The organism is Paenibacillus sp. CMM36 (genome assembly GCF_053570945.1).
The window spans coordinates 19412-39505 of sequence record NZ_JBSEDY010000022.1 but is presented as its reverse complement, the minus strand read 5'-3'; the positions used below and the strand labels follow the sequence as shown (position 1 = coordinate 39505).

Sequence of the window (20094 nt, the reverse complement as noted above, 5' to 3'; positions counted from 1 at the left end):
TCATATGAGTACATCATTAAAATAAAAAAAGAAGAAGTCTCCCTGTGTTAGGTAGAACTTCTTCTTTGGCTGCTTATATTCATTATTCAGCAAAAACAGATACTCGCTTCACAGGTTTTAGCTTGTCTTTTCCACCTGAAAACGATCCAGTTCCCGCTGCATTTCCTCGCGAATCTGACGAAGCTCTTTTACCTTCTCAGCCGATTCCTCAAATGAACGCTTCTGCTCTACCGTGGAAGCTGTAATCTCTTCGCTGCCTGCGGCGGATTGCTGAGTGATTGCGCTGATATTTTCGATAGCTTGCTGCACCTGTACGCTCAATTCTCGCGATACATTCATGTCCGTTGATAGCTTGCTGACTTGGCCGGCAATTTGCTGCACTTTGCCACTAATCTCTGTAAACGATTCTCCGGTCGAGGAGGTTGCCTTCTCCTGCTCACGGAACAGCTCCTGACTTTGCGCCACAGAAGTCTTCACTTTATCCATAGCCTGCGTAATACCGTCAACTGCGGTATAAATTTTCTTTACAGCAGACTCTGATTGATTCGCCAGCTTTTTCACTTCATTGGCAACCACAGCAAAACCTTTTCCTGCTTCACCCGCACGTGCAGCCTCAATAGAAGCATTCAAGGACAACAGCGATGTTTGGCTCGCAATTTCGGATACGTATCCAGTCATGGTTGTAATCTCGGCTGCATTAGCTTCCAGCTCCTTGACTGTCTGCTCCACTTCGGACATGGCTGAACGATTTTCTGCAACAATACGCAGTTGATCGCTCATGACCCGCGTACCCTGCTCAATGACACGCAAAGCATCCTCACTATACGCGGTCGATTGAGTGGTCTCCAGCAGATTCGATTCAAACTTTTGCTGCATCTCGTCCACAACACCAACTGTCGACGACAGATCCTCAGCAATTTTCTGACTGCCTATCGCCAGTTCCTCTGTTGACGTGCTGACTTGTGTCACAATTTCCTTCATGGCCTCATTATGGTGATCAATATCCCGAGCCATCAGATCGACACGATTACCCGCCTGATCAATGGAGAGTACAATGCTGCGCAAGTTCCCGATCATTACCCGGAAAGATTCATTGAGCTCGTCCAGCTCATCGCGTCCCTTCGTTTGTGCGAGCTGAACGGTCAGATTCCCCTCGGCAATTTGCTTTGCGGCATCCGTTAACTTACGTGTTCTAAGGGCAAGCTGCCTGGAGGTGTATGTATTATATAGCCCAACTGCCACCAGAAGTAAAACTGCACCTGCTAAGGCCAATTGCCAAGTAAAACGAATGCTCTTGGTCAAATCTTCTGTGTATTGGTCATAACGTGCCTTGGTCAGCAGATCCAGCATAAAAACATCGTTCTGAATCCCCTGGGCGCGCATGGCCTCCCGCTTGGACTCCGGACTGTTTTGGGTACTCATTGCTTTCTCCGTTGCTACTTTCAATTGGCTGAATTTTGTTTTAATCGTATTCAGTCGTTTTTGCTGTTCTTCGGTCTGCATCATGCCCTGTGAAAGCAAAGCAATCGTCTTTTCAGACTGAGTCAGTTGATTTTGCACATCAGCTTTGTTGCTCTCTGTCATGGAAGCAGAATAATTTTGCAACGCCTGTCCCGACTGAATCAAATAGGCATTGAGCTGCTGTACATTCAACATAGCCGGAACCAAATTACTACTTTGCGAGTTAATACGAATTAATTCAAAAATGATATATGCCACTAAAGCCAGACAAGCGATCAAGGAAATCATCGCATTCAGCACCAGTTTACCTTGCAGTTTCATCAGCTTTCATCCTCCGTTTGCGAAAATTTATTGGGTGGGAACAGTAAGTGTGCCGGATTTGATTTTTTCCTTTAAATCATCCAACAACTTTTGCTGATCCGGACTCAGTGTCACGACACGAATAGGCGCTAAACCTACGCCATCTTCTGCAAGACCAAACACCATATCCTTCTCCGTAAATTTTCTTTGATGATCTGCAAAGCCTTTGACTGCTGTATAAATTGCAATGTCTACATTTTTAAACATCGAGGTCACTACCGCCTTTTCCGCAATAAAAAACTGGTCGCTATCGACCCCGATGGCTAATTTTTGCTGTTTTTGCGCTTCCTGTAGCGCACCTACGCCCGTTAGACCTGCGGCTGCAAAGATAACATCAATCTGATCCTGATTAATCATGTCATCTGCAATTTTCGTACCCAGTTCCGGCTTTCCAAAATCTCCTGCATACGTTGCAGTAACTTTGGCATTAGGCTTGACTGATTGCACCCCTGCGCGGTACCCAATTTCAAATTTTTTCAACAGAGGAGATTCCGCACCTCCAAGAAAACCCACCTGTTCGGTGCGACTCGTCAAACCGGCAACGACCCCAGCCATAAAACTGCCCTCTTCTGCTTTGAAGCTAATAGAGGCCACATTCGGTAAATCTGATTTCTCATCCACGATTAAAAATTTACGGTCTGGGTATTTTTTGGCAATGGATTCCATACTGTCCTTCACCATATAACCCAACCCAATGATTAAATCCGCTTTTTCTTGAGCAAGCTGCTCAAAAGCCGCATCATACGTCTTGGTCTCCGTTATTTCCCGGTATTCAAAAACAATCTTCCCCTCATCCCGTGCCTTGACCAAACCTCGAAAAGCCGCGTCGCTGTAAGATTGGTCACCCAGACCAATATCTGACAGTACGATTCCCACCTTAATGGGTTCGGCCTTGGTTTGTACGTCTGATTGCCCACATGCACTTACCAATAATGCAAAGATCGTGACAATGGGAATCCACCTAAAAGTTAATAATAGAGCTCGTTTCTTCATGACATATCACCTCAACATAAAATGCAAATCCCCAACATCTTTATATCGGTTATAAAAGCATATTTTTTCATAAGAGTTTCTGTAAATTCATTGTTAATAGAAGTGTGATAAGTGTGATGTCTTTGTTTATTATGTAAAAAATGTATATTTTGCTTTGTTTTTATTATACGAACTGTCCAAATTCATTTATTTTCGTTTATACCGGAAGAATAAAGTGTAATTTGGAAAACATAGGTACTTTGAAACCATCACCCTATTTCAATCTGAAAGGAGCAACATTTAAAATGACTTCGACCCATTTAATTCCACAACCCAAAACATATGGTCCCTTAGGAAATCTGCCCTTGATCGATACACATGCCCCTGTCCAGTCTCTGGTTAAGCTTGCTAATGAGTACGGTCCCATCTTTCGCATGGATCTGCCTGAAGGAACGAACATTTATATTTCCGATCATAAGCTGGTGGCAGATGCTTGTGATGAATCCCGTTTCGATAAGCAGGTGTGGGCTCCCTTACAAAAAGTACGAGCTTTTGCTGGAGACGGACTATTCACAAGCTGGACTGAGGAACCGAACTGGCGCAAGGCCCACCAAATATTGCTACCAAGCTTTAGCCAGCGGGCTATGAAGGGTTACCACAATATGATGCTTGATCTTGCGGTTCAGCTGGTGCAGAAATGGTCTCGGCTCAATCCAGATGAAAGTGTAGAGGTACCGGAAGATATGACCCGGCTGACTTTGGATACCATCGGATTATGCGGCTTTAATTATCGTTTTAACAGCTTTTACCGCGACCAGCCCCATCCGTTCGTGACCAGTATGACACGCGCACTGGATGAAGCAATGGGTCAGTTGCAACGCCTCAATTTGCAAAACAAGCTGATGTTATCGAAGAAAAAACAGTTTAAACACGACATCGAAACGATGTTCTCTCTGGTGGACAGCATTATTCAAGAACGCAAAACCCTGGGCAACCAAGGTGAAGAGGATTTACTGGCGCGTATGCTGGAAGGCAAGGACCCGGAAACAGGTGAAACGCTGGATGATGAAAATATCCGTTATCAGATCATCACCTTCCTCATCGCCGGTCATGAAACGACCAGTGGGCTTTTATCCTTTGCCATTTACTATTTGCTTAAAAATCCACGAACGCTAACCAAAGCCTATGAAGAAGTGGATCGCGTGCTCACCGATTCGCTGCCTTCCTATACTCAGGTGCGTGAGCTCAAGTACATAAGGATGATACTGAATGAAGCTCTGCGGCTATGGCCGACAGCGCCCGCCTTCTCGCTCTTCGCCAAAGAAGATACACTGCTCGACGGAACCTATCCGCTTAAAAAGGGCGACAGTGTAAATGTACTCATCCCGAAACTGCACCGTGATACCGAGGCTTGGGGTGAAGATGTTGAGGAATTTAGACCGGAACGCTTTGAGGACCCCTCCGCCATTCCACAAGATGCCTATAAACCGTTTGGCAACGGTCAACGGGCCTGTATTGGACAACAGTTTGCCTTACAGGAGGCCACCCTTGTGCTGGGTATGGTACTGAAACATTTTGAGCTGATTGATCATACTCATTATGAGTTGAAAGTCAAAGAGACGCTCACACTCAAGCCTGAGGGCTTCACCATTCAAGTACGACCGCGTAGCACACAGACTGCCGTCATGCTGCCGGGTGCCGCTCAAGAACTTCATGAACAGGAGGAACAAAAAGTTGCAGCTCCTCATGCCGAAAAACATGATACTTCTTTGCTGTCTTTGTACGGCTCGAATCTGGGTACAGCTGAGGGACTTGCGGGTGAACTAGCCGATTTAGGTCGGAATTGGGGTTTTAACAGTAGCATAGCAACTCTGAATGAACATGTGGACCATTTGCCTAAAGAAGGCGTGGTACTTATTACGACTGCATCTTATAACGGACATCCGCCGGATAATGCTGATGCCTTTGTAGAATGGTTGAAGCAGGTAGACGAGGGCCAACTGGCAGGCATAAGGTACGCTGTCTTTGGTTGCGGTGACCGGAATTGGGCCAGCACGTATCAGCGTATTCCAAGGATGATTGATGAGCTAATGGCTGCCAAAGGGGCAAAGCGACTGTATGATCGGGGCGAGGGCGACGCCAGTGGTGACTTCGAGAAGGATTGGGAAGTCTGGAATCGCGGCCTATGGCCGGAATTGCTGAATGCTTTCGGCATAGAGCACAGTGATACAGAACCACAGGACACCAGCAGTCTGAGCATAGAGTTTGTAAGCGACGTACTTAGCGCTCCTCTGGCGGCCAACTATGAGGCAACTACTGCCGTTGTTACCGCGAATCGTGAATTGCACGCTGCTGAAAGTGAACGCAGTACACGGCATCTGGAGATCCAATTACCAACCGGATTGTCCTATCGCGAGGGTGATCATCTGGGTGTTTTGCCGCGTAATCCTGCTTCGTTGGCGAATAGAGTAATGCAACGCTTTAAGTTACAGGATCAAGACTACATCGTATTGAGAGGCAGTGACCGGGATGCGGCGCATCTCCCCTTAGATCGGCCTGTCAGCGTAGGAGATTTGCTCACTCTCAGTGTGGAACTGCAAGAACCGGCAACGAGAGCCCAGCTACGGCAACTAGCATCCTTTACAGTGTGTCCACCGCACAAGAAAGAAATCGAAGCTTTGCTAGAGGATTCTACCTTTGATCAAGAGATACGACAGAAGCACGTCACGATGCTGGATATTCTGGAGAAGTATCCAGCCTGCGAGCTGCCATTTGAAAACTTTATCTCGCTGTTACCTCCACTCAAGCCTAGGTACTACTCCATCTCAAGCTCTCCGCTTGAATCGGAGAATTCAGCGAGTATAACCGTGGGCGTCGTGCGTGGACCAGCCCGTAGCGGACAGGGCGAATACCTGGGAATTGCCTCCAACTATTTGGCGCAGCTCCAACCAGATGATCCAATTGTCATTTTTGTGCGTAAGCCTCAGTCGGGCTTCCGTTTGCCGGAAGATCCGACGGTGCCTGTCATCATGGTCGGTCCAGGTACTGGAGTGGCACCATTCCGCGGATTCCTCCAAACCCGCCATGTACTTAAAGAAAGAGGGGAACAGCTCGGCGAGGCTCACCTATACTATGGCTGCCGTAATCCTAAGCTTGACTATCTGTACAAGCAAGAGCTGCAAGCCTGGGAGCAGGAAGGAATCGTTACGCTTCATACAGCCTTTTCACGTCTGCCCGATCAACCCAAAAGATACGTGCAGCATGTCATGAAAGAAGATGCGGACACTCTGATTCACTTGCTTGATGAAGGAGCGCATCTATATGTATGCGGTGATGGTAGCCGGATGGCTCCCGATGTAGAAAACACCCTTTGTGCTGCTTACGCGGAAGCACACCATACCAGTAAAGAAGAAGCACAGCAATGGTTGGATCGTCTCCAACAGGAAAAACGCTATGCCAAGGATGTCTGGACAGGCATCTAATGATAACAGTATAAGAACAAGCATCATGTTAAAAAATAAAAGGGACTGATTACTGGCCTTCAAACTCGTCGCCAGTAGTTCAGTCCCTTTTATGATTATCTTTCACTCCATTTGGAAGCAATCACATCTACTTTACTTTCTAATAGGTCCATAACCTCCTCGCGGTGCCTAGCCTTGAATAAATCTATGATGTCGATCAAGTCGTTGCGATCTAATAATTTAACCCCGTTGACAGCAGCAAGTGTTTTACAAGATTCCGTATAACGGCCGGAGGTGATAACGATAGACTTGTCGGCCGCATAATAACGCATAGAGGTGTAAATTTCCTGTACTGCTCCCAAGCCCACCGGATGTTGTACGCCATAACGTTTGGCCTGTATGACAACTCTGATGCCTTCACGGTCTGTAAAAACCAGATCCGCTCCAAAATCCCGGCTACTGGTTGTTTTATAGATGTCCTTATAGCCAAGCGCGGATAATAACCGTTGCAAATAAAGCTCAAATTCCGAGCCATCCTCCATACGATCTATATCCTGAATTCCAATTTTGCGTGGGTCCAGATCACGTAAAATCCGATTTCTGCGACCACGTATCAGTCCTCTGATGATGAGCGCAAACAACACCAAAAGTACAATGAGTCCTATTCCTAATTCCTTGTATGCCAATAATTTTTCTAGCAACACCCAACTCTCCCTTTTCTACCGTAAGCGTAGCCGTATCATCCTTAACAGGGGACTCCCCTATGCACGCTGGCTCCCGTATTACATCTCTCTTATCACCATAACAATAGCCCCGCCAGATTCGACGGGGCTATCTTCGTCTTGCCTCAAAGCTATCTAAATTCCATACTCCGTATCATTATTCGCGATTCAGCAAAGATTCTCCGGCAATACCAGGCTGAGTCATTTGGTACGGGTCCAATATAATGTCCAACTCTTCCTCGGTCAGTACATTATACAGCAGGCACAGCTCGCGCACCGATTTCCCCGTCGTAATTGCTTCGCGGGCAATACGTGATACTACCTCATATCCAAGGTGGGGATTGAGTGCTGTAATAATACCTACACTGTTCTCCACATATTCACGGCACCGCTCCACATTTGCTTCAATTCCTTCTACACAATGTATACGGAAAACGTGGAAGCCCTGCTTCATAATTTCCAGCGATTGCAGCAGATTGTAGACAAGCACAGGCTCCATCACGTTCAGCTCCAGCTGACCCGCCTCTGAAGCCAGGCAGATCGTATGATCATTACCAATGACCTGAAAAGCAATTTGGTTAATGACCTCACACATCACCGGATTTACCTTACCTGGCATAATGGATGACCCTGGCTGACGAGCAGGCAGACTCAGTTCTCCCAGACCTGCACGAGGTCCGGAAGCCATTAAGCGGATGTCATTTGCCACCTTAGACATATTCATCATACAAATTTTCAAGGCGGCAGACACTTCGGTATAAGCATCCGTATTTTGTGTAGCATCTACAAGATTTTCGTCAGCTTCCACAGGGAAGCCACTGACGTCTGCCAGTACCTCTGCAACACGCTGAATATAACGACGGTCTGCATTCAGGCCAGTACCCACCGCAGTTGCACCCATATTAATCGTTAACAGGTGCTGTTTGGTCGCACGCACGCGTCCGATATCACGACCCAGCACACGCGCATAAGCCTGAAACTCCTGTCCTAATCGGATTGGCACTGCATCCTGCAAGTGGGTTCTACCCATCTTAATCACACTATCAAACTCATTGGCCTTGCGGGAAAATGCCTCCTGAAGCTCACTCATGGTATCCAACAGTTTATCAATCATGCTTAATACAGCCAAGTGTACGGCTGTAGGAAAAGCATCGTTCGTCGATTGCGCCATATTAACATGATTATTAGGACTGATCTCCTGATAATCTCCGCGTTGCTTGCCAATCAGCTCCAACGCGCGGTTCGCAATCACTTCATTTGTATTCATATTAATGGACGTGCCTGCGCCGCCCTGAATGGGATCGACGATGAAATGATCATGCAACTGTCCTTGTATAATCTCATCAGCAGCCTGAATAATGGCCTCTGCTTTGGGGCGGTGTAAACGGGTTAGTTCCATATTTACCGTCGCTGCTCCCTTTTTCACGATCGCCATGGCTTTAATCAACTCAGGGTGCAGTCGTTGGCCTGTAATTGGAAAATTTTCTTTTGCCCTCAGCGTTTGTACACCGTAATAGGCATCTAATGGTACTTCCTTGGTACCTAAAAAATCATGCTCCAACCTCATATTCTCTGATTCCTCCGCTGTGTTTGCTACGTTCTTCAATTCAGTACAGCCAAATTGACATAAAAAGACCTCTTCTGATCCCCTCTTCATTATACGTTCCGATTCCCGTGCTTTACCAGTCGAATAAACGCGGAAAAAGGTTATGTAATCCTATGACAAGTTATGATTACCCGTATATACCAGGGTTATTCGGCAAATGCTCCGCTATGACTGGAATACGGATTTAATGGCTTATAATAATATCGAGTGGCATGCAGTTGACCATCGGCTGATTGAGCGTAATCCGGAATAACACCAGCTTCCACGAACCCGATCGACTCGTATAGTCCATTGGAGGGATCACCCACCCGCGTATCTAGCACCAGTAACGTTCTACCCTGACTTAGTGCCTCTTCTTCCGCTGCCTTCATTAACTGACGTGCGATCCCAAGCCTGCGCCCGGACGGATGTACCATAAGCTTTGCAATTTCCGCACGATGAATTGCGTTAGCTTTTTGAGCCAAATGAAGCTGGACCGTCCCTACAGGTACTTCGTCCTTCTCGGCAATCCACAGAACTACGCCATCCTCAAGTACATTATTCCAATAAGCTGCTGCTTCCTGATAACCTAATGGAGGTAAGAAACCTATAGATGCACCGTCTGCAACCACGTCGATTAACAGTCGACTCAGTGAATCTGTCAGGGCTTCGTTCAGAGCTTGAACAGGGTAAACTCTCACTTCGTTAGACATTGTGATTCCTCCCGGTGAGTTCGATAACATACAATAAAGAAAGTAAACTATCTTTTTAGGATAGCTTACTTTCCATGGTACTTTGTTTACTACTTAATCACCCTTACTTCTATTACTGCTCTGCCATATAAAAGAACTCCCACAAATGACCATCCAAATCCTGAAAGCTCCATCCATACATAAAACCATGATCTTGAGGTTCATTCGAGGGCTGGCCGCCTGCTTCCAAAGCCTTGCGAACGATCTCGTTCACCTTTTCTCGGCTCTCCACCGATAGAGCAACAATCGCTTCTGTGCTTTTCGTGGCATCTGAAATTTCCTTTGTAGTGAACGCTTTAAAACGTTCTTCAACCAATAGCATGACAAAAATATGCTCACTAACAACCATGCAGGTTGCATGTTCATCAGTGAACTGAGCGTTAAATTCAAATCCAATTGTAGTGAAAAAATCAATGGAGTGCTGTAGGTTTTTAACTGGTAAATTCACAAAAATTTGTTTAGCTGTTACTCCCACGATGCTTCACCTCTTCATTCTACTTTATCATACGACTTCTCCACAAAAGATAACTTAACTACCTCACAAAGTCAATCAATCTGACATTTGCAATTAAACTAACAACTCTTACCTTGTCCCTTAGCTTGCTTTACACCAAGAATAGGCTTGTACAACAAAATGGCTTCAGATGTTTTTTCATCCTGATCCACTTGATCATCCACTCTTGGATTTAGAAGCTGTTCCCTTCCCCAATTTAGCCATGATTACGCTTACAAACATATCCTATATTTAAGATACCACAAATTAGCCAATTTAGTACTTAAATTATGTAAAAATGAATTCTTCTTGCCGTAGCGTAATCAGATCATATTATTGTAAACTTGTTCTAATACAGAAAAAGGTGGCACACACGCTATGGAGCATTTGCTTAACGATCAGGTCAAAAATATTCAAATCAGCGGCATCCGCAAAATCGCAAATAAAGTTGCCGCATTACCCGGAACGCTCTCCTTAACGATTGGACAGCCGGATTTCCCTACCCCTGCGCATATTATGGAAGCTGCCCATCGGGCGATTGATGAAGGCCGGACCACTTATACACCTAATCCGGGACTGCCGGAATTACGAGAAGCCGCAGCGGCGTTTGTAGCCCGTAAATACGGCCTAAATTACCGTGGACAGGATGAGGTTATCGTAACGAACGGAGCCAGTGAAGCGCTGGATATTACCTTACGCACGATTTTGTCACCCGGTGATGAAGTCATTCTACCCGTGCCAATCTACCCAGGGTACGAGCCATTGATCCGTTTGTCAGGCGGCATTCCTGTGTTTGCCGATACCCGCAGTAGCGGATTCAAGCTCACAGCCGAGGTGCTGGAGCCTTATCTGACCGAACGGACAAAAGCAGTCATTCTCGGATATCCTTCGAATCCGACCGGGCGAGTGATGAGCCGCGAAGAACTGGAAGCGGTCGCCGATTTACTGAAGGAGCGCGATCTGTTTATCATTTCGGACGAAATATACAGCGAACTGATTTACGATACCCCCCACGTGTCCATTGCAGCTCTTCCAGGTATGCGGGAGCGCACCATCGTCATTAACGGTCTGTCCAAATCACATTCCATGACGGGATGGCGTATTGGTTTTACACTTGCACCCGCTGTAATTACACAGCACATGGTCAAAGTCCATCAGTACAACGTGACCTGCGCTAGCTCAATTAGCCAATATGCAGCACTCGAAGCCCTGACCGTCGGGGTGGATGATGCACTTCCGATGCGCGAGGAGTACCGCCGACGTCGCGACTATGTACACGGAAGACTGACTGATATGGGAATTCCACTAGAGAAGCCTGAGGGAGCCTTTTATCTCTTCCCTTCCATCGCCCATTTTGGATTAAGCTCGATGGGTTTTACCTTGAAGCTGCTGGAAGAGCATGGAGTGGCTGTAGTACCTGGAGATGCCTTTTCTTCCTATGGCGAAGGATACGTTCGCTTGTCCTATGCTTACGGACAGGATGTGCTGGAGCAAGGATTGGATAAAATAGAGAAGTTTGTTAGAGGAATGGTGAGGGGTTAAGGTGGTTAGAGGCGCTACGCAGTCCATTTGATCTTCCGATCGCTGTTGCTGGGGGATTCTTGAATTGGATAAAACATTTATAGGTAAGAATCCCGCCACAAAAGCGAACGCTGCCGCTTCTCCAGATTCAAATGACCCGCTTCGCTCACTGCCCACCTTAAAGTCCCAAAATTCTCTAACGTGTGTGTGGAGCAGCAGGATAAAAGAATACTCACCGCTTTACACGGTGAGTAAACAGAATAGGCCTCTGAGGCACCCCTACGGGTGGCTCAGAGGCCTATTCTTCCACTACTCCCACGCGCTATCGGCGTAGGGATTCATGGGTGACTAGCTTTAAGCACGGTGCAGCGGAGGGGGCGGAATGGTACTGGACAAGCGAAGCGGTCGCCTTTAAATTCCGATTTCCACCTTTATGCGGTAATCATAAAAATCGGAATTTAACAGCGATGGTAAGCACCATCCGCCTCCGCAGCGACCTCTAAAGCGCAAACCTGAATCCTCACGCCACTCCCCTACTTTAAATGCATTTTGAATTGCAGGAACAATTCGTTGTAATGAGCGAGCATGCGCTTGCCCAGATTGTCGTACACTTCCAGCTTATCTGTAATGTCGGACGGAGGGTAAAAACGCTCGTCGCCAGAGATATCTTTAGGCAGCAATTTCTTTGCATCCTTGTTTGGCGTGGAGTATCCTACAAATTCGGCATTTTGAGCGGCTACATCGGGCTGCATCATGAAATTGATGAACTTATGGGCCGCATCCACATGGGTAGCGGTTTTTGGAATAACTATATTATCAAACCACAGGTTGGAACCTTCATCCGGCACGATGTAATCGAGCTTATCGTTCTCATCCATGATTTCAGACGCATCACCGGACCATACAACCCCGGCAGCAGCTTCCTCGTTTGCCAGCAGCATTTTAATCTCGTCACCAACAACCGCTTTGACATTGGGCGCTAATTTCTCCAACTTCGTCAAAGCCTGCTGCAAATGTGCCTCATTCGTATCATTCAAGGAGTAGTGGAGACTGTTCAGCGACATGCCCATAATCTCCCTAGCTCCATCAACCAGCAACAGGTTATTACGTAACTTCGGGTCCCACAGGCCATCCCAGCTATGAAAATCAATGCCTTTCGTCAGCTCCGGGTTAAACACAATCCCGACTGTACCCCAAAAATACGGAACCGAATATTGGTTATTCGGATCAAACGAAAGGTTTAGATAATGTGAATCTACATGCTTCAAATTCGGCAGCTTGCTATGGTCCAACGGGAGCAACAAGTGCTCCTGCTTCATTTTAGCCAAAGCATATTCCGAGGGAACCGCTACATCAAACGAAGTTCCTCCCTGCTCGATTTTCGTCAGCATCGCCTCATTGGAATCAAAGGTCTGATAAATGACAGTAATCCCCGTCTCCTTCTGAAACCGTTCCAACAACTCAGGGTCAATGTAGTCTCCCCAGTTGTACACCGTCAGTGTGTTGCCACCGGAGTAGCCTTGACTGGAATTCAGCCATGCCGCCACTCCCATCAGCCCAAACGAGATGATGAAAATCGACAGAAACACGCGCACAAGTGACTTCATCTAGGCACCCCCATTTCTGCCGCAGGCTCTTTTTTACCATTGCGATTCGCCTTGCGCATAATAAAGTAGTAGCCCACTACCAACAACACAGTAAATAGGAAAATGAGCGTGGACAGCGCATTGATGGACAAGGAAACCCCTTGCCGGGCACGTGAGTATATTTCCACCGATAAAGTCGAATAGCCACTGCCTGTCACAAAAAAGGTCACCGCAAAATCATCCAGCGAGTACGTTAACGCCATAAAAAAGCCCGCATAAATCCCTGGCTTGATAAAGGGCAAAATCACCTTGGTCAGTACATCCAGCCGGCTGGCACCCAAATCACGCGCAGCATCCACCAGGGATGGACTCATTTCCTGAAGCCGCGGCAAAATCATAATGACCGCAATCGGCACACTAAACGCAATATGGGACAATAAAACGGAGTAGAAACCCAGCTTAATCCCGACCATCGTGAACAAAATAAGGAAGGAAGCGCCGATAATGACGTCCGGGTTCACGATCAATACATTATTGAGCGACAGCAGCGTATTTTTGACTCGACGGTTCTGCATCTGATGGATAGCCAGCGCACCCATAATGCCAATAATCGTAGCCAACGCAGATGACAGCAAAGCAATCACCAAGGTGTTAATGACAATAATGATCAAGCGAGTGTCTGCAAACACCTCTTTGTAATACTGGAGTGTAAAACCCTCAAACTCATGCATCGTCCCGCCGCTATTGAAGGAATAGTACATCAAATACAAAATAGGCGCGTACAAAACGAGAAAAACAATCACCAAATAAATATTTCCGAATCGGTTTTTATTTACCATGCCGCACCCTCCGTTTCGTTCCCGAGGTGAGCAGCATAATGATCCCCATCGCCAAAATCAGGAACACGGCAACCGTAGAGCCCATACCCCAATCCTGAGTAACCAGAAAATGCTGCTCTATCGCCGTCCCCAGTGTAATCACACGGTTACCTGCAATCAGGCGGGTAATCATAAACAGCGACAACGCTGGAATAAACACAGCCATGCAACCAGATCGCACACCCGCAAGCGTTAACGGAAAAATAACCCTGCGAAACGCAGTCCACTTGGAGGCTCCCAAATCACGGGCTGCGTCCAGCAATGAAGGGTTTAACCCTTCCAACGCGTTATAGATGGGCAAAATCATAAAAGGCACAAAAATATAAACCGACACAAACACAAAGCTGGAGCTGGTAAACAATAATTGCTGACCTCCCAACCCAACCATACCTAACACCGCATTCACCGGACCATAGGTTCCGAAAATCCCAATAAAAGCATACGTTTTGAGTAACAGGTTAATCCAGGTCGGCAAAATAATGAGCAACAGCCACAGCTGCTTATGCTTGGTGCGTGTGAGTAAATAGGCTGCCGGGTAAGCAACTAACAGTGAAAATACAGTGATCAGAAATGCATACCAAAACGAGCTAAGCGTCATGCTCAAATAAACAGGTGTCAGAAACTGAGCATAGTTGTTGAATGTGAGATGACCATCCACATCAAATAGTGAATAGTAAAACACAAGTACAACCGGAGCCGCCACAAACAGCACAATCCATAAATAATAAGGCAGCAGATACGCTGCTCTTGTATTACCGGACATGCTGATCCACCTCTTCATAGGCTTCCAGACGCCGATCAAATTCTTCCTCTGTTTCCCCGAACCGCATCACATGGATCGCTTCCGGGTCAAATCGCAGACCGATTTCACTGCCCAGCTCCGCCTTTTTGGTAGAATGCACGAGCCATTCCTGTCCCGAATCATCATAGCAGCTTATTTCATAGTGAACACCACGGAACAATTGGGTATCCACTTTTACACGCAGCTTGCCTTCAACAACACTCGTAATCTCCAGATCCTCCGGTCGGATCACGATTTCAATGGGCTCGTTCGGACGTAAGCCTCCGTCGACACATTCAAACTGTCGGCCGTTAAATTCCACTTGGTAATCCGCAATCATCCGTCCTGGGACAATATTGGATTCGCCGATGAAATCAGCAACAAACCGATTGATCGGCTCATCATAAATATCATTAGGCGTACCACTCTGCTCAATCTTACCTTTGTTCATGACAAAAATTTCGTCCGACATGGCCAGTGCTTCCTCCTGATCATGCGTAACGAAAATAAAGGTAATTCCAAGGCGCTGCTGCATTTCGCGCAAAATGTACTGCATTTCAGTACGCAGCTTTAAATCCAATGCAGACAACGGTTCATCCAACAAGAGAACGTCAGGCTCATTAACGATAGCCCGTGCGATGGCAACACGCTGACGCTGTCCTCCGGACATCTCAGAAATTTCCCGCTCGCCGTAGCCTTCCAGATTGACAAAGGACAACGCCTGTGTCACCTTCTCTTGGATGTCCTTTTTATTCATCTTTTTGATTCGCAGACCAAAGGCTACATTTTCAAACACATTCAGATGCGGAAATAGCGCATAATCTTGAAAAACCGTATTGACCTGCCGCTCATTGGCTGGAACACGATTAATGAGTTTTCCATTTAAATAAATAGAGCCTTCTGTCGGCTCCGCAAAACCTGCAATCATACGCAGAATCGTCGTTTTACCACAGCCGGAAGGCCCCAGCAGTGTATAAAATTTACCACGCTCAATTTCAAAGCTGACGTCCGCCAGCACTGGGGGATCGTTGTCATATTGCTTGGTCACCCGTTCAAATCGGATGATGGTTTGCTCTCCCATAACACCCTCCTTCAAAAATTCGACTTCATTCCATTTTATTAAACATAATTATTCAGGGCGCCTCATTTACCCTTGAGACTTCCATGTAAAATAGTCTGTCAGCACACGAATGGCTACACCAATCGCTTCTTCCGCAGGCTCCAGCTTCGCATGATGCAAACCATAAGGCGTATCAACGCCAAGCCAGAACATCAGACCGGGAATTCGCTCCAGAAAATACCCGAAGTCTTCTCCGGTCATCGCTTCTCCGCATTCAATAAGCTGCACATCCTGCCGGTTACTGACCCAGTTCATAAATTCCTCGGTCACCTGAGCTTCATTGTACACTTGCAAATAATTGGAGCCATAATGAATCTCGGCATGGCATTCAAACCCAGCTTCCACACCGCGCACCAGCGCTTCGATCCGCGATTTAACCAGCGCCATCGTATCGGCAGACAACGTTCGGATCGTACCCTCCAACCGGGCGGTTTCTGCGATAATATTTTGCTTCGTGCCTCCGCTAACCTTACCCACAGTAATGACTGCTGCATCGAGTGGATTCACATTACGGGCTACAACCGTTTGTAATTGTCCCACCAGTTGGCAAGCAGCCACTACCATATCATTCGCCTTGTGTGGATACGCAGCATGCCCGCCCGTACCCTTCAGGTCGATGAAAAGCTCCGACGTATTGGCAAATAGGATGCCCGGGCGAGTCGCAATGGTACCGACAGGATATTCAGGTGCAACATGCAGCGCGACAATTTCATCGGGTATCCAGTCTGCCAGCTCTGTGCTGTCCCGCATAGGCAAGGCTCCTCCCGGCCCTTCCTCAGCCGGTTGAAACAATACAACCAGATCATCCTTAATCGGATGGCTTGCAAAGTGAGTAACAATTCCCAATCCAATCGTCATATGTAAATCGTGTCCACAAGCATGCATATAGCCGGGATGGGTCGAACGGAAATCGTAACCTGTCTCTTCTTCAATCGGTAAACCATCCATATCACAACGATATCCATAGCGGCGTTCAGGAGCTGATCCATGAATGAACACTAACACGCCCGTACGCCATGTACGAATGTCCAACCGCTCCTGAGGGAGCGTTTCCAAATAATCCAGCAAATATTGTTGTGTTTTGTACTCCTCAAAACCCGGTTCGGGAATTTGGTGTAAATCTCTTCGTATTTGGACAAAAGAACGATAGTCGACCGTACTCATTGCTGCCACGCCTCCTCTTTATAGCTCATCAGCTCTTATCGGGCAAAAGAACAAAAGGACAAAAGCCCGGCGCAGCCGCCGAGCCTTGTCCGTTGTGCTTCGTCCCTAAGTTATGCTGTCAGTGCATCATGCTTCTGACAAGGAATCGTTCACCTTTGGTACATAAAAAACTTCTGCATTCTTACAGAACGCGCAGTTCTTTCAAAATCTCAGTTTTAGATTTGGTCTTATCGTCGACCTGTTTGATCACACGTGCAGGTGTACCCGCCACTACGGAGTATTCAGGCACATCTTCAGTTACAACCGCTCCGGCTGCAACAACTGCACCTTTACCAATGCGTACGCCTTCCAGTACAACCGAGTTCGCACCGATCAATACTTCGTCTTCTACGATAACAGGCTGTGCGGACGGTGGCTCAATGACACCCGCCAGGACAACGCCTGCACCGATGTGGCACATGTTGCCTACTTTAACACGACCGCCCAGCACAGCATTCATATCAATCATCGTGCCTTCACCAATGGTGACACCGATGTTAATCACTGCACCCATCATGATGACTGCGTTGTTACCGATGCCAACCATATCACGGATATATGCGCCTGGCTCAATGCGTGCATTAATGCCTTTCAGATCCAACATTGGAACAGCGGAGTTACGGCGATCATTTTCCACCACATAATCTTCTTCTTTAGCGTTTGCGCTATCCAGTACCGGCTTGATATCAGCCCAATCACCAAATACAACACCACTGTCTCCAGAAATAAAAGCTTGAACATTCTCGCCAAATGATGCGGAAGCCAAAGCTCCTTTTACATATACTTTAACAGGCGTCTTTTTCTTGCTGTTTTTAATCACGTTGATGACTTCTTGTGTATTCATTTCGATGGACATAGTAAATCTAACAACTCCTTCATCGCTTCATACGACTTCGCAAGCCGGAATGATCTTATTCTCTCATCCTTTATAGCACAAAAGTGCAGGTCTCGCAATTATAGATTAGACCCTTATAGCTCTAACCTAGCCCTTAAAATAACCATTTTCAGCGGCATGACTGCCTTAAATTCATGATTGTAAGCCGCCGATCATCCCGCATCAAAGTAGGGTTATTTATTAGCTTGCAGGCTCTCCAGCGATGTATAAATGTAGGATTGGAATCCTTCAGCAGGTTCACCTTGTGGAATGTTCACTTTCACGATGAAACCGCCTGTTTTATTTTCTACAACTATATATTGCTGTGTCATCTTCGAACTGCTCGCTTGTAAGAACAGACGGCTACTGGATAACGCTTCAGGTATGGCTGCTTTGTCCAGCTTTTGCACCTTACCGATGGAAGCTAGATCCTTTTCGCCTTCTTTTTGAAGTTCGTCCAGATTAAAATCGGAGGGTAGCTTCGTAATTTCAGCATAATAGTTATCATCTACAGCCAAGGCAACACGGTTTTGATCAGGAAACAGGGACATCGGATCAAACACATACAGCGAATATCCCTCTCCTTTTGCTAATGTCGCAGTCTGCTTTTCCTTTTTTCCCTCAAGGGTGAGATCAAAAGTTTGAGTCTTTGTGCGTTCTCCGCCTACTGCTTGACCAGCTCTTCCGTTTTGATTGCCATCTGTTGCAGCCTCTGTTTTTTGTATTTTCGTTAAAGTCAGTTGCTTCGCCGTCGCGTCGCCCTCTACTGCTTTTTCGGTGTATTCAAACGCTACTGTATCGCCTTCCTTAAGTCCAGCTATTACCGTGTCCAGTCCGTCCCCCAATTGGAAGGATTGGGCTTCGCCATTGGTTCCAATCTCTACCGTATGCGGGTCAGCAGCTCCATTGTATACACCTGTGCCTTTTTTAACCTCCGACTCAGCGATTGTCTCCGGTTTAACTTGCGGCTGCTGTTGCGTTTGCGGTTGGTCTGACCCTTGAGGTGCGGTGCTATTGGTTTGCGGTTTCGTTCCACAGGCTGACAGAGCCAGCACTGCCACTACAGTCAGTAGTATGATTGAAATTGTGTTTTGTTTTTTCATAAAATCCACCTCCACTATGATAGACGAGCTTGTGCAGCAAAAGTTCTACGCAGCATCTCACTTAAAATCCAAAATCCTACCTCCTGCTCCCGTTTATTATATTCTCAGGATTTTGCAAAATCCTAATACCACGGGAATGTTAGGTACGGTATAATGGGCTGTATTAACCTAATTTTCGAGATACCGCTTGGAAGGAACATAGACGTATTTATTTTCCCCCATACGGATGGAGCTGCCACGTGAATCAAGCACACAAACCGTCGTTTTCCTTTGAATTATTGTACATCATAGGTATTATCGCTATTTCGTTCTCCTCGATCTTCGTAAGATGGTCTGAAGCCGAGGTGTCCGTCATCGCTATGTACCGTTTGTACCTAACCAATCTGATCATGCTGCCTTTGGTCTGGAAGTACCGCACTGAGCTGTTTAGCCTGACCCGCAAGCAGTGGATGCTGATCCTCTGGTCCGGTATTGCGCTGGGGCTGCATTTCTTGCTCTGGATGGGCTCACTGCGACTGACCACCGTTGCAAGCTCTACCGTTATTATGACATTGGAGCCGATCCTTGTCATGCTCGGTTCATTTTTGTTTTTCCGGACGGGCACGAATCGCGCTATGCTCATCGGGATGGGTATGGCTTTTATCGGCTCGCTGGCCATCGGAGCTGGAGACTTCCATGTCTCAGGACAAGCCCTGCTCGGGGACGCACTGTCCTTCTTGGGTATGGTAGCCGTGTCTATCCATATGCTAATGGGCAAGCACCTGCGCGAGCATTTGAGCGCATTTGTCTATAATTTTTGGGTTTTCGCGATCGCAGCCACATCACTTGCGCTGTATAATGTGGTCAATGCCATTCCTTTTACCGGATACGCTCCACGGGAATGGGGACTGTTCCTGCTGCTAGCCATTGTGCCTACGCTGTTCGGACATTACCTGTTTAACTGGCTACTCAAATACATTAACGCCACTGCGGTGTCGATGGCGGTACTCGGTGAGCCCGTTATTTCTTCCCTGCTGGCTTGGGTGTTGCTCGGGGAAAGGCTGTCTACCTTACAATTTGGTGCAGGCTTTTTCATCCTGTTTGGGGTATGGATTTTTATCCGATACGGAGCGGATTTTAAAAAGAAAGTCATTCATCAAAGTGAATTGCCCGACACTGAGCACCCCCTGAGGGCCAGCTCTTAACTTATTTACCCCATTTTCATAAACCATACTCAATGGAT

16 protein-coding genes are annotated in these 20094 nt (G+C 46.9%); 3 read left to right on the top strand and 13 right to left on the bottom strand.

All coding sequences use genetic code 11. The features are described from left to right. Positions 1–117 precede the first annotated feature (117 nt). Both ACWA2B_RS25640 and ACWA2B_RS25635 read right to left on the bottom strand, forming a co-directional pair. Positions 118–1782 (bottom strand): methyl-accepting chemotaxis protein, encoded by a 1665-nt coding sequence (locus tag ACWA2B_RS25640; RefSeq protein ID WP_029515425.1) that lies wholly within the window; start codon positions 1780–1782, stop codon positions 118–120. Between the two features lie 27 nt (positions 1783–1809). Further along, positions 1810–2814 carry a BMP family lipoprotein gene (locus ACWA2B_RS25635; protein ID WP_029515426.1) on the bottom strand — a complete coding sequence of 335 codons (1005 nt, stop codon included), beginning with the start codon at positions 2812–2814 and terminating at the stop codon, positions 1810–1812. A 284-nt stretch (positions 2815–3098) separates the two neighbouring features. Here ACWA2B_RS25635 and ACWA2B_RS25630 point away from each other — a divergent pair, with 284 nt between their 5' ends. Continuing rightward, a complete protein-coding gene (locus ACWA2B_RS25630; protein WP_165149886.1) occupies positions 3099–6275 on the top strand; it encodes a bifunctional cytochrome P450/NADPH--P450 reductase in 3177 nt (1058 codons plus the stop codon). A 95-nt stretch (positions 6276–6370) separates the two neighbouring features. Here the strand turns inward: ACWA2B_RS25630 and ACWA2B_RS25625 are convergent, their stop codons facing one another. The 4 genes from ACWA2B_RS25625 to ACWA2B_RS25610 form a co-directional block, all read right to left on the bottom strand. Continuing rightward, positions 6371–6958, bottom strand: a complete 588-nt coding sequence (locus tag ACWA2B_RS25625) for a restriction endonuclease (RefSeq protein ID WP_165149872.1) — start codon at positions 6956–6958, stop codon at positions 6371–6373. A gap of 175 nt (positions 6959–7133) precedes the next feature. Beyond that, positions 7134–8543, bottom strand: a complete 1410-nt coding sequence (aspA, locus tag ACWA2B_RS25620; RefSeq protein WP_029515429.1) for an aspartate ammonia-lyase — start codon at positions 8541–8543, stop codon at positions 7134–7136. Positions 8544–8728: 185 nt separating this feature from the next. Then, positions 8729–9274, bottom strand: a complete 546-nt coding sequence (locus ACWA2B_RS25615) for a GNAT family N-acetyltransferase (RefSeq protein WP_069010415.1) — start codon at positions 9272–9274, stop codon at positions 8729–8731. A 112-nt stretch (positions 9275–9386) separates the two neighbouring features. Beyond that, positions 9387–9788, bottom strand: coding sequence for a VOC family protein (locus tag ACWA2B_RS25610; RefSeq protein ID WP_029515431.1), 402 nt, complete (start codon positions 9786–9788; stop codon positions 9387–9389). 396 nt (positions 9789–10184) lie between these two features. On the opposite strand from ACWA2B_RS25610, the gene ACWA2B_RS25605 reads away from it, so the two are divergent. Further along, positions 10185–11348, top strand: a complete 1164-nt coding sequence (locus tag ACWA2B_RS25605; protein WP_029515432.1) for an aminotransferase A — start codon at positions 10185–10187, stop codon at positions 11346–11348. A 512-nt stretch (positions 11349–11860) separates the two neighbouring features. Here the strand turns inward: ACWA2B_RS25605 and ACWA2B_RS25600 are convergent. The 7 genes from ACWA2B_RS25600 to ACWA2B_RS25570 form a co-directional block, all read right to left on the bottom strand. Beyond that, a complete protein-coding gene (locus ACWA2B_RS25600; RefSeq protein ID WP_029515433.1) occupies positions 11861–12934 on the bottom strand; it encodes an ABC transporter substrate-binding protein in 1074 nt (357 codons plus the stop codon). After that, positions 12931–13752, bottom strand: a complete 822-nt coding sequence (locus tag ACWA2B_RS25595; protein ID WP_013372269.1) for an ABC transporter permease — start codon at positions 13750–13752, stop codon at positions 12931–12933. The genes ACWA2B_RS25600 and ACWA2B_RS25595 overlap by 4 nt, the downstream gene beginning before the upstream one ends. Then, positions 13742–14554, bottom strand: coding sequence for an ABC transporter permease (locus ACWA2B_RS25590; protein ID WP_023989586.1), 813 nt, complete (start codon positions 14552–14554; stop codon positions 13742–13744). Before ACWA2B_RS25590 ends, ACWA2B_RS25595 begins: the two co-directional genes overlap by 11 nt. After that, complete coding sequence (locus tag ACWA2B_RS25585; protein ID WP_029515434.1) at positions 14544–15653, bottom strand: ABC transporter ATP-binding protein; 1110 nt, start codon at positions 15651–15653, stop codon at positions 14544–14546. The genes ACWA2B_RS25590 and ACWA2B_RS25585 overlap by 11 nt, the downstream gene beginning before the upstream one ends. A 66-nt stretch (positions 15654–15719) precedes the next feature. Then, on the bottom strand, positions 15720–16856 hold the full coding sequence (locus tag ACWA2B_RS25580; protein ID WP_209950162.1) for an N-acetyldiaminopimelate deacetylase: 1137 nt from the start codon (positions 16854–16856) through the stop codon (positions 15720–15722). 181 nt (positions 16857–17037) lie between these two features. Continuing rightward, positions 17038–17751 (bottom strand): 2,3,4,5-tetrahydropyridine-2,6-dicarboxylate N-acetyltransferase, encoded by a 714-nt coding sequence (gene dapD, locus ACWA2B_RS25575; protein ID WP_029515436.1) that lies wholly within the window; start codon positions 17749–17751, stop codon positions 17038–17040. A 212-nt stretch (positions 17752–17963) separates the two neighbouring features. After that, positions 17964–18872 carry a hypothetical protein gene (locus ACWA2B_RS25570; protein ID WP_340886005.1) on the bottom strand — a complete coding sequence of 303 codons (909 nt, stop codon included), beginning with the start codon at positions 18870–18872 and terminating at the stop codon, positions 17964–17966. A gap of 239 nt (positions 18873–19111) precedes the next feature. Between ACWA2B_RS25570 and ACWA2B_RS25565 the strand changes: the two genes are divergently transcribed. After that, the gene (locus ACWA2B_RS25565; RefSeq protein ID WP_449292794.1) at positions 19112–20056 is read left to right on the top strand and encodes a DMT family transporter; all 945 of its coding nucleotides are present in this window, start codon (positions 19112–19114) and stop codon (positions 20054–20056) included. Positions 20057–20094: the final 38 nt, after the last annotated feature.

What these genes read in the sequence shown, in the direction of transcription:
- ACWA2B_RS25640 (WP_029515425.1), bottom strand. Translation starts at nt 1,782, where the DNA reads ATGAAACTGCAAGGTAAACTGGTGCTGAATGCGATGATTTCCTTGATC.
- ACWA2B_RS25635 (WP_029515426.1), bottom strand. Translation starts at nt 2,814, where the DNA reads ATGAAGAAACGAGCTCTATTATTAACTTTTAGGTGGATTCCCATTGTC.
- ACWA2B_RS25630 (WP_165149886.1), top strand. Translation starts at nt 3,099, where the DNA reads ATGACTTCGACCCATTTAATTCCACAACCCAAAACATATGGTCCCTTA.
- aspA (WP_029515429.1), bottom strand. Translation starts at nt 8,543, where the DNA reads ATGAGGTTGGAGCATGATTTTTTAGGTACCAAGGAAGTACCATTAGAT.
- ACWA2B_RS25615 (WP_069010415.1), bottom strand. Translation starts at nt 9,274, where the DNA reads ATGTCTAACGAAGTGAGAGTTTACCCTGTTCAAGCTCTGAACGAAGCC.
- ACWA2B_RS25605 (WP_029515432.1), top strand. Translation starts at nt 10,185, where the DNA reads ATGGAGCATTTGCTTAACGATCAGGTCAAAAATATTCAAATCAGCGGC.
- ACWA2B_RS25600 (WP_029515433.1), bottom strand. Translation starts at nt 12,934, where the DNA reads ATGAAGTCACTTGTGCGCGTGTTTCTGTCGATTTTCATCATCTCGTTT.
- ACWA2B_RS25595 (WP_013372269.1), bottom strand. Translation starts at nt 13,752, where the DNA reads ATGGTAAATAAAAACCGATTCGGAAATATTTATTTGGTGATTGTTTTT.
- ACWA2B_RS25590 (WP_023989586.1), bottom strand. Translation starts at nt 14,554, where the DNA reads ATGTCCGGTAATACAAGAGCAGCGTATCTGCTGCCTTATTATTTATGG.
- ACWA2B_RS25585 (WP_029515434.1), bottom strand. Translation starts at nt 15,653, where the DNA reads ATGGGAGAGCAAACCATCATCCGATTTGAACGGGTGACCAAGCAATAT.
- ACWA2B_RS25580 (WP_209950162.1), bottom strand. Translation starts at nt 16,856, where the DNA reads ATGAGTACGGTCGACTATCGTTCTTTTGTCCAAATACGAAGAGATTTA.
- dapD (WP_029515436.1), bottom strand. Translation starts at nt 17,751, where the DNA reads ATGTCCATCGAAATGAATACACAAGAAGTCATCAACGTGATTAAAAAC.
- ACWA2B_RS25570 (WP_340886005.1), bottom strand. Translation starts at nt 18,872, where the DNA reads ATGAAAAAACAAAACACAATTTCAATCATACTACTGACTGTAGTGGCA.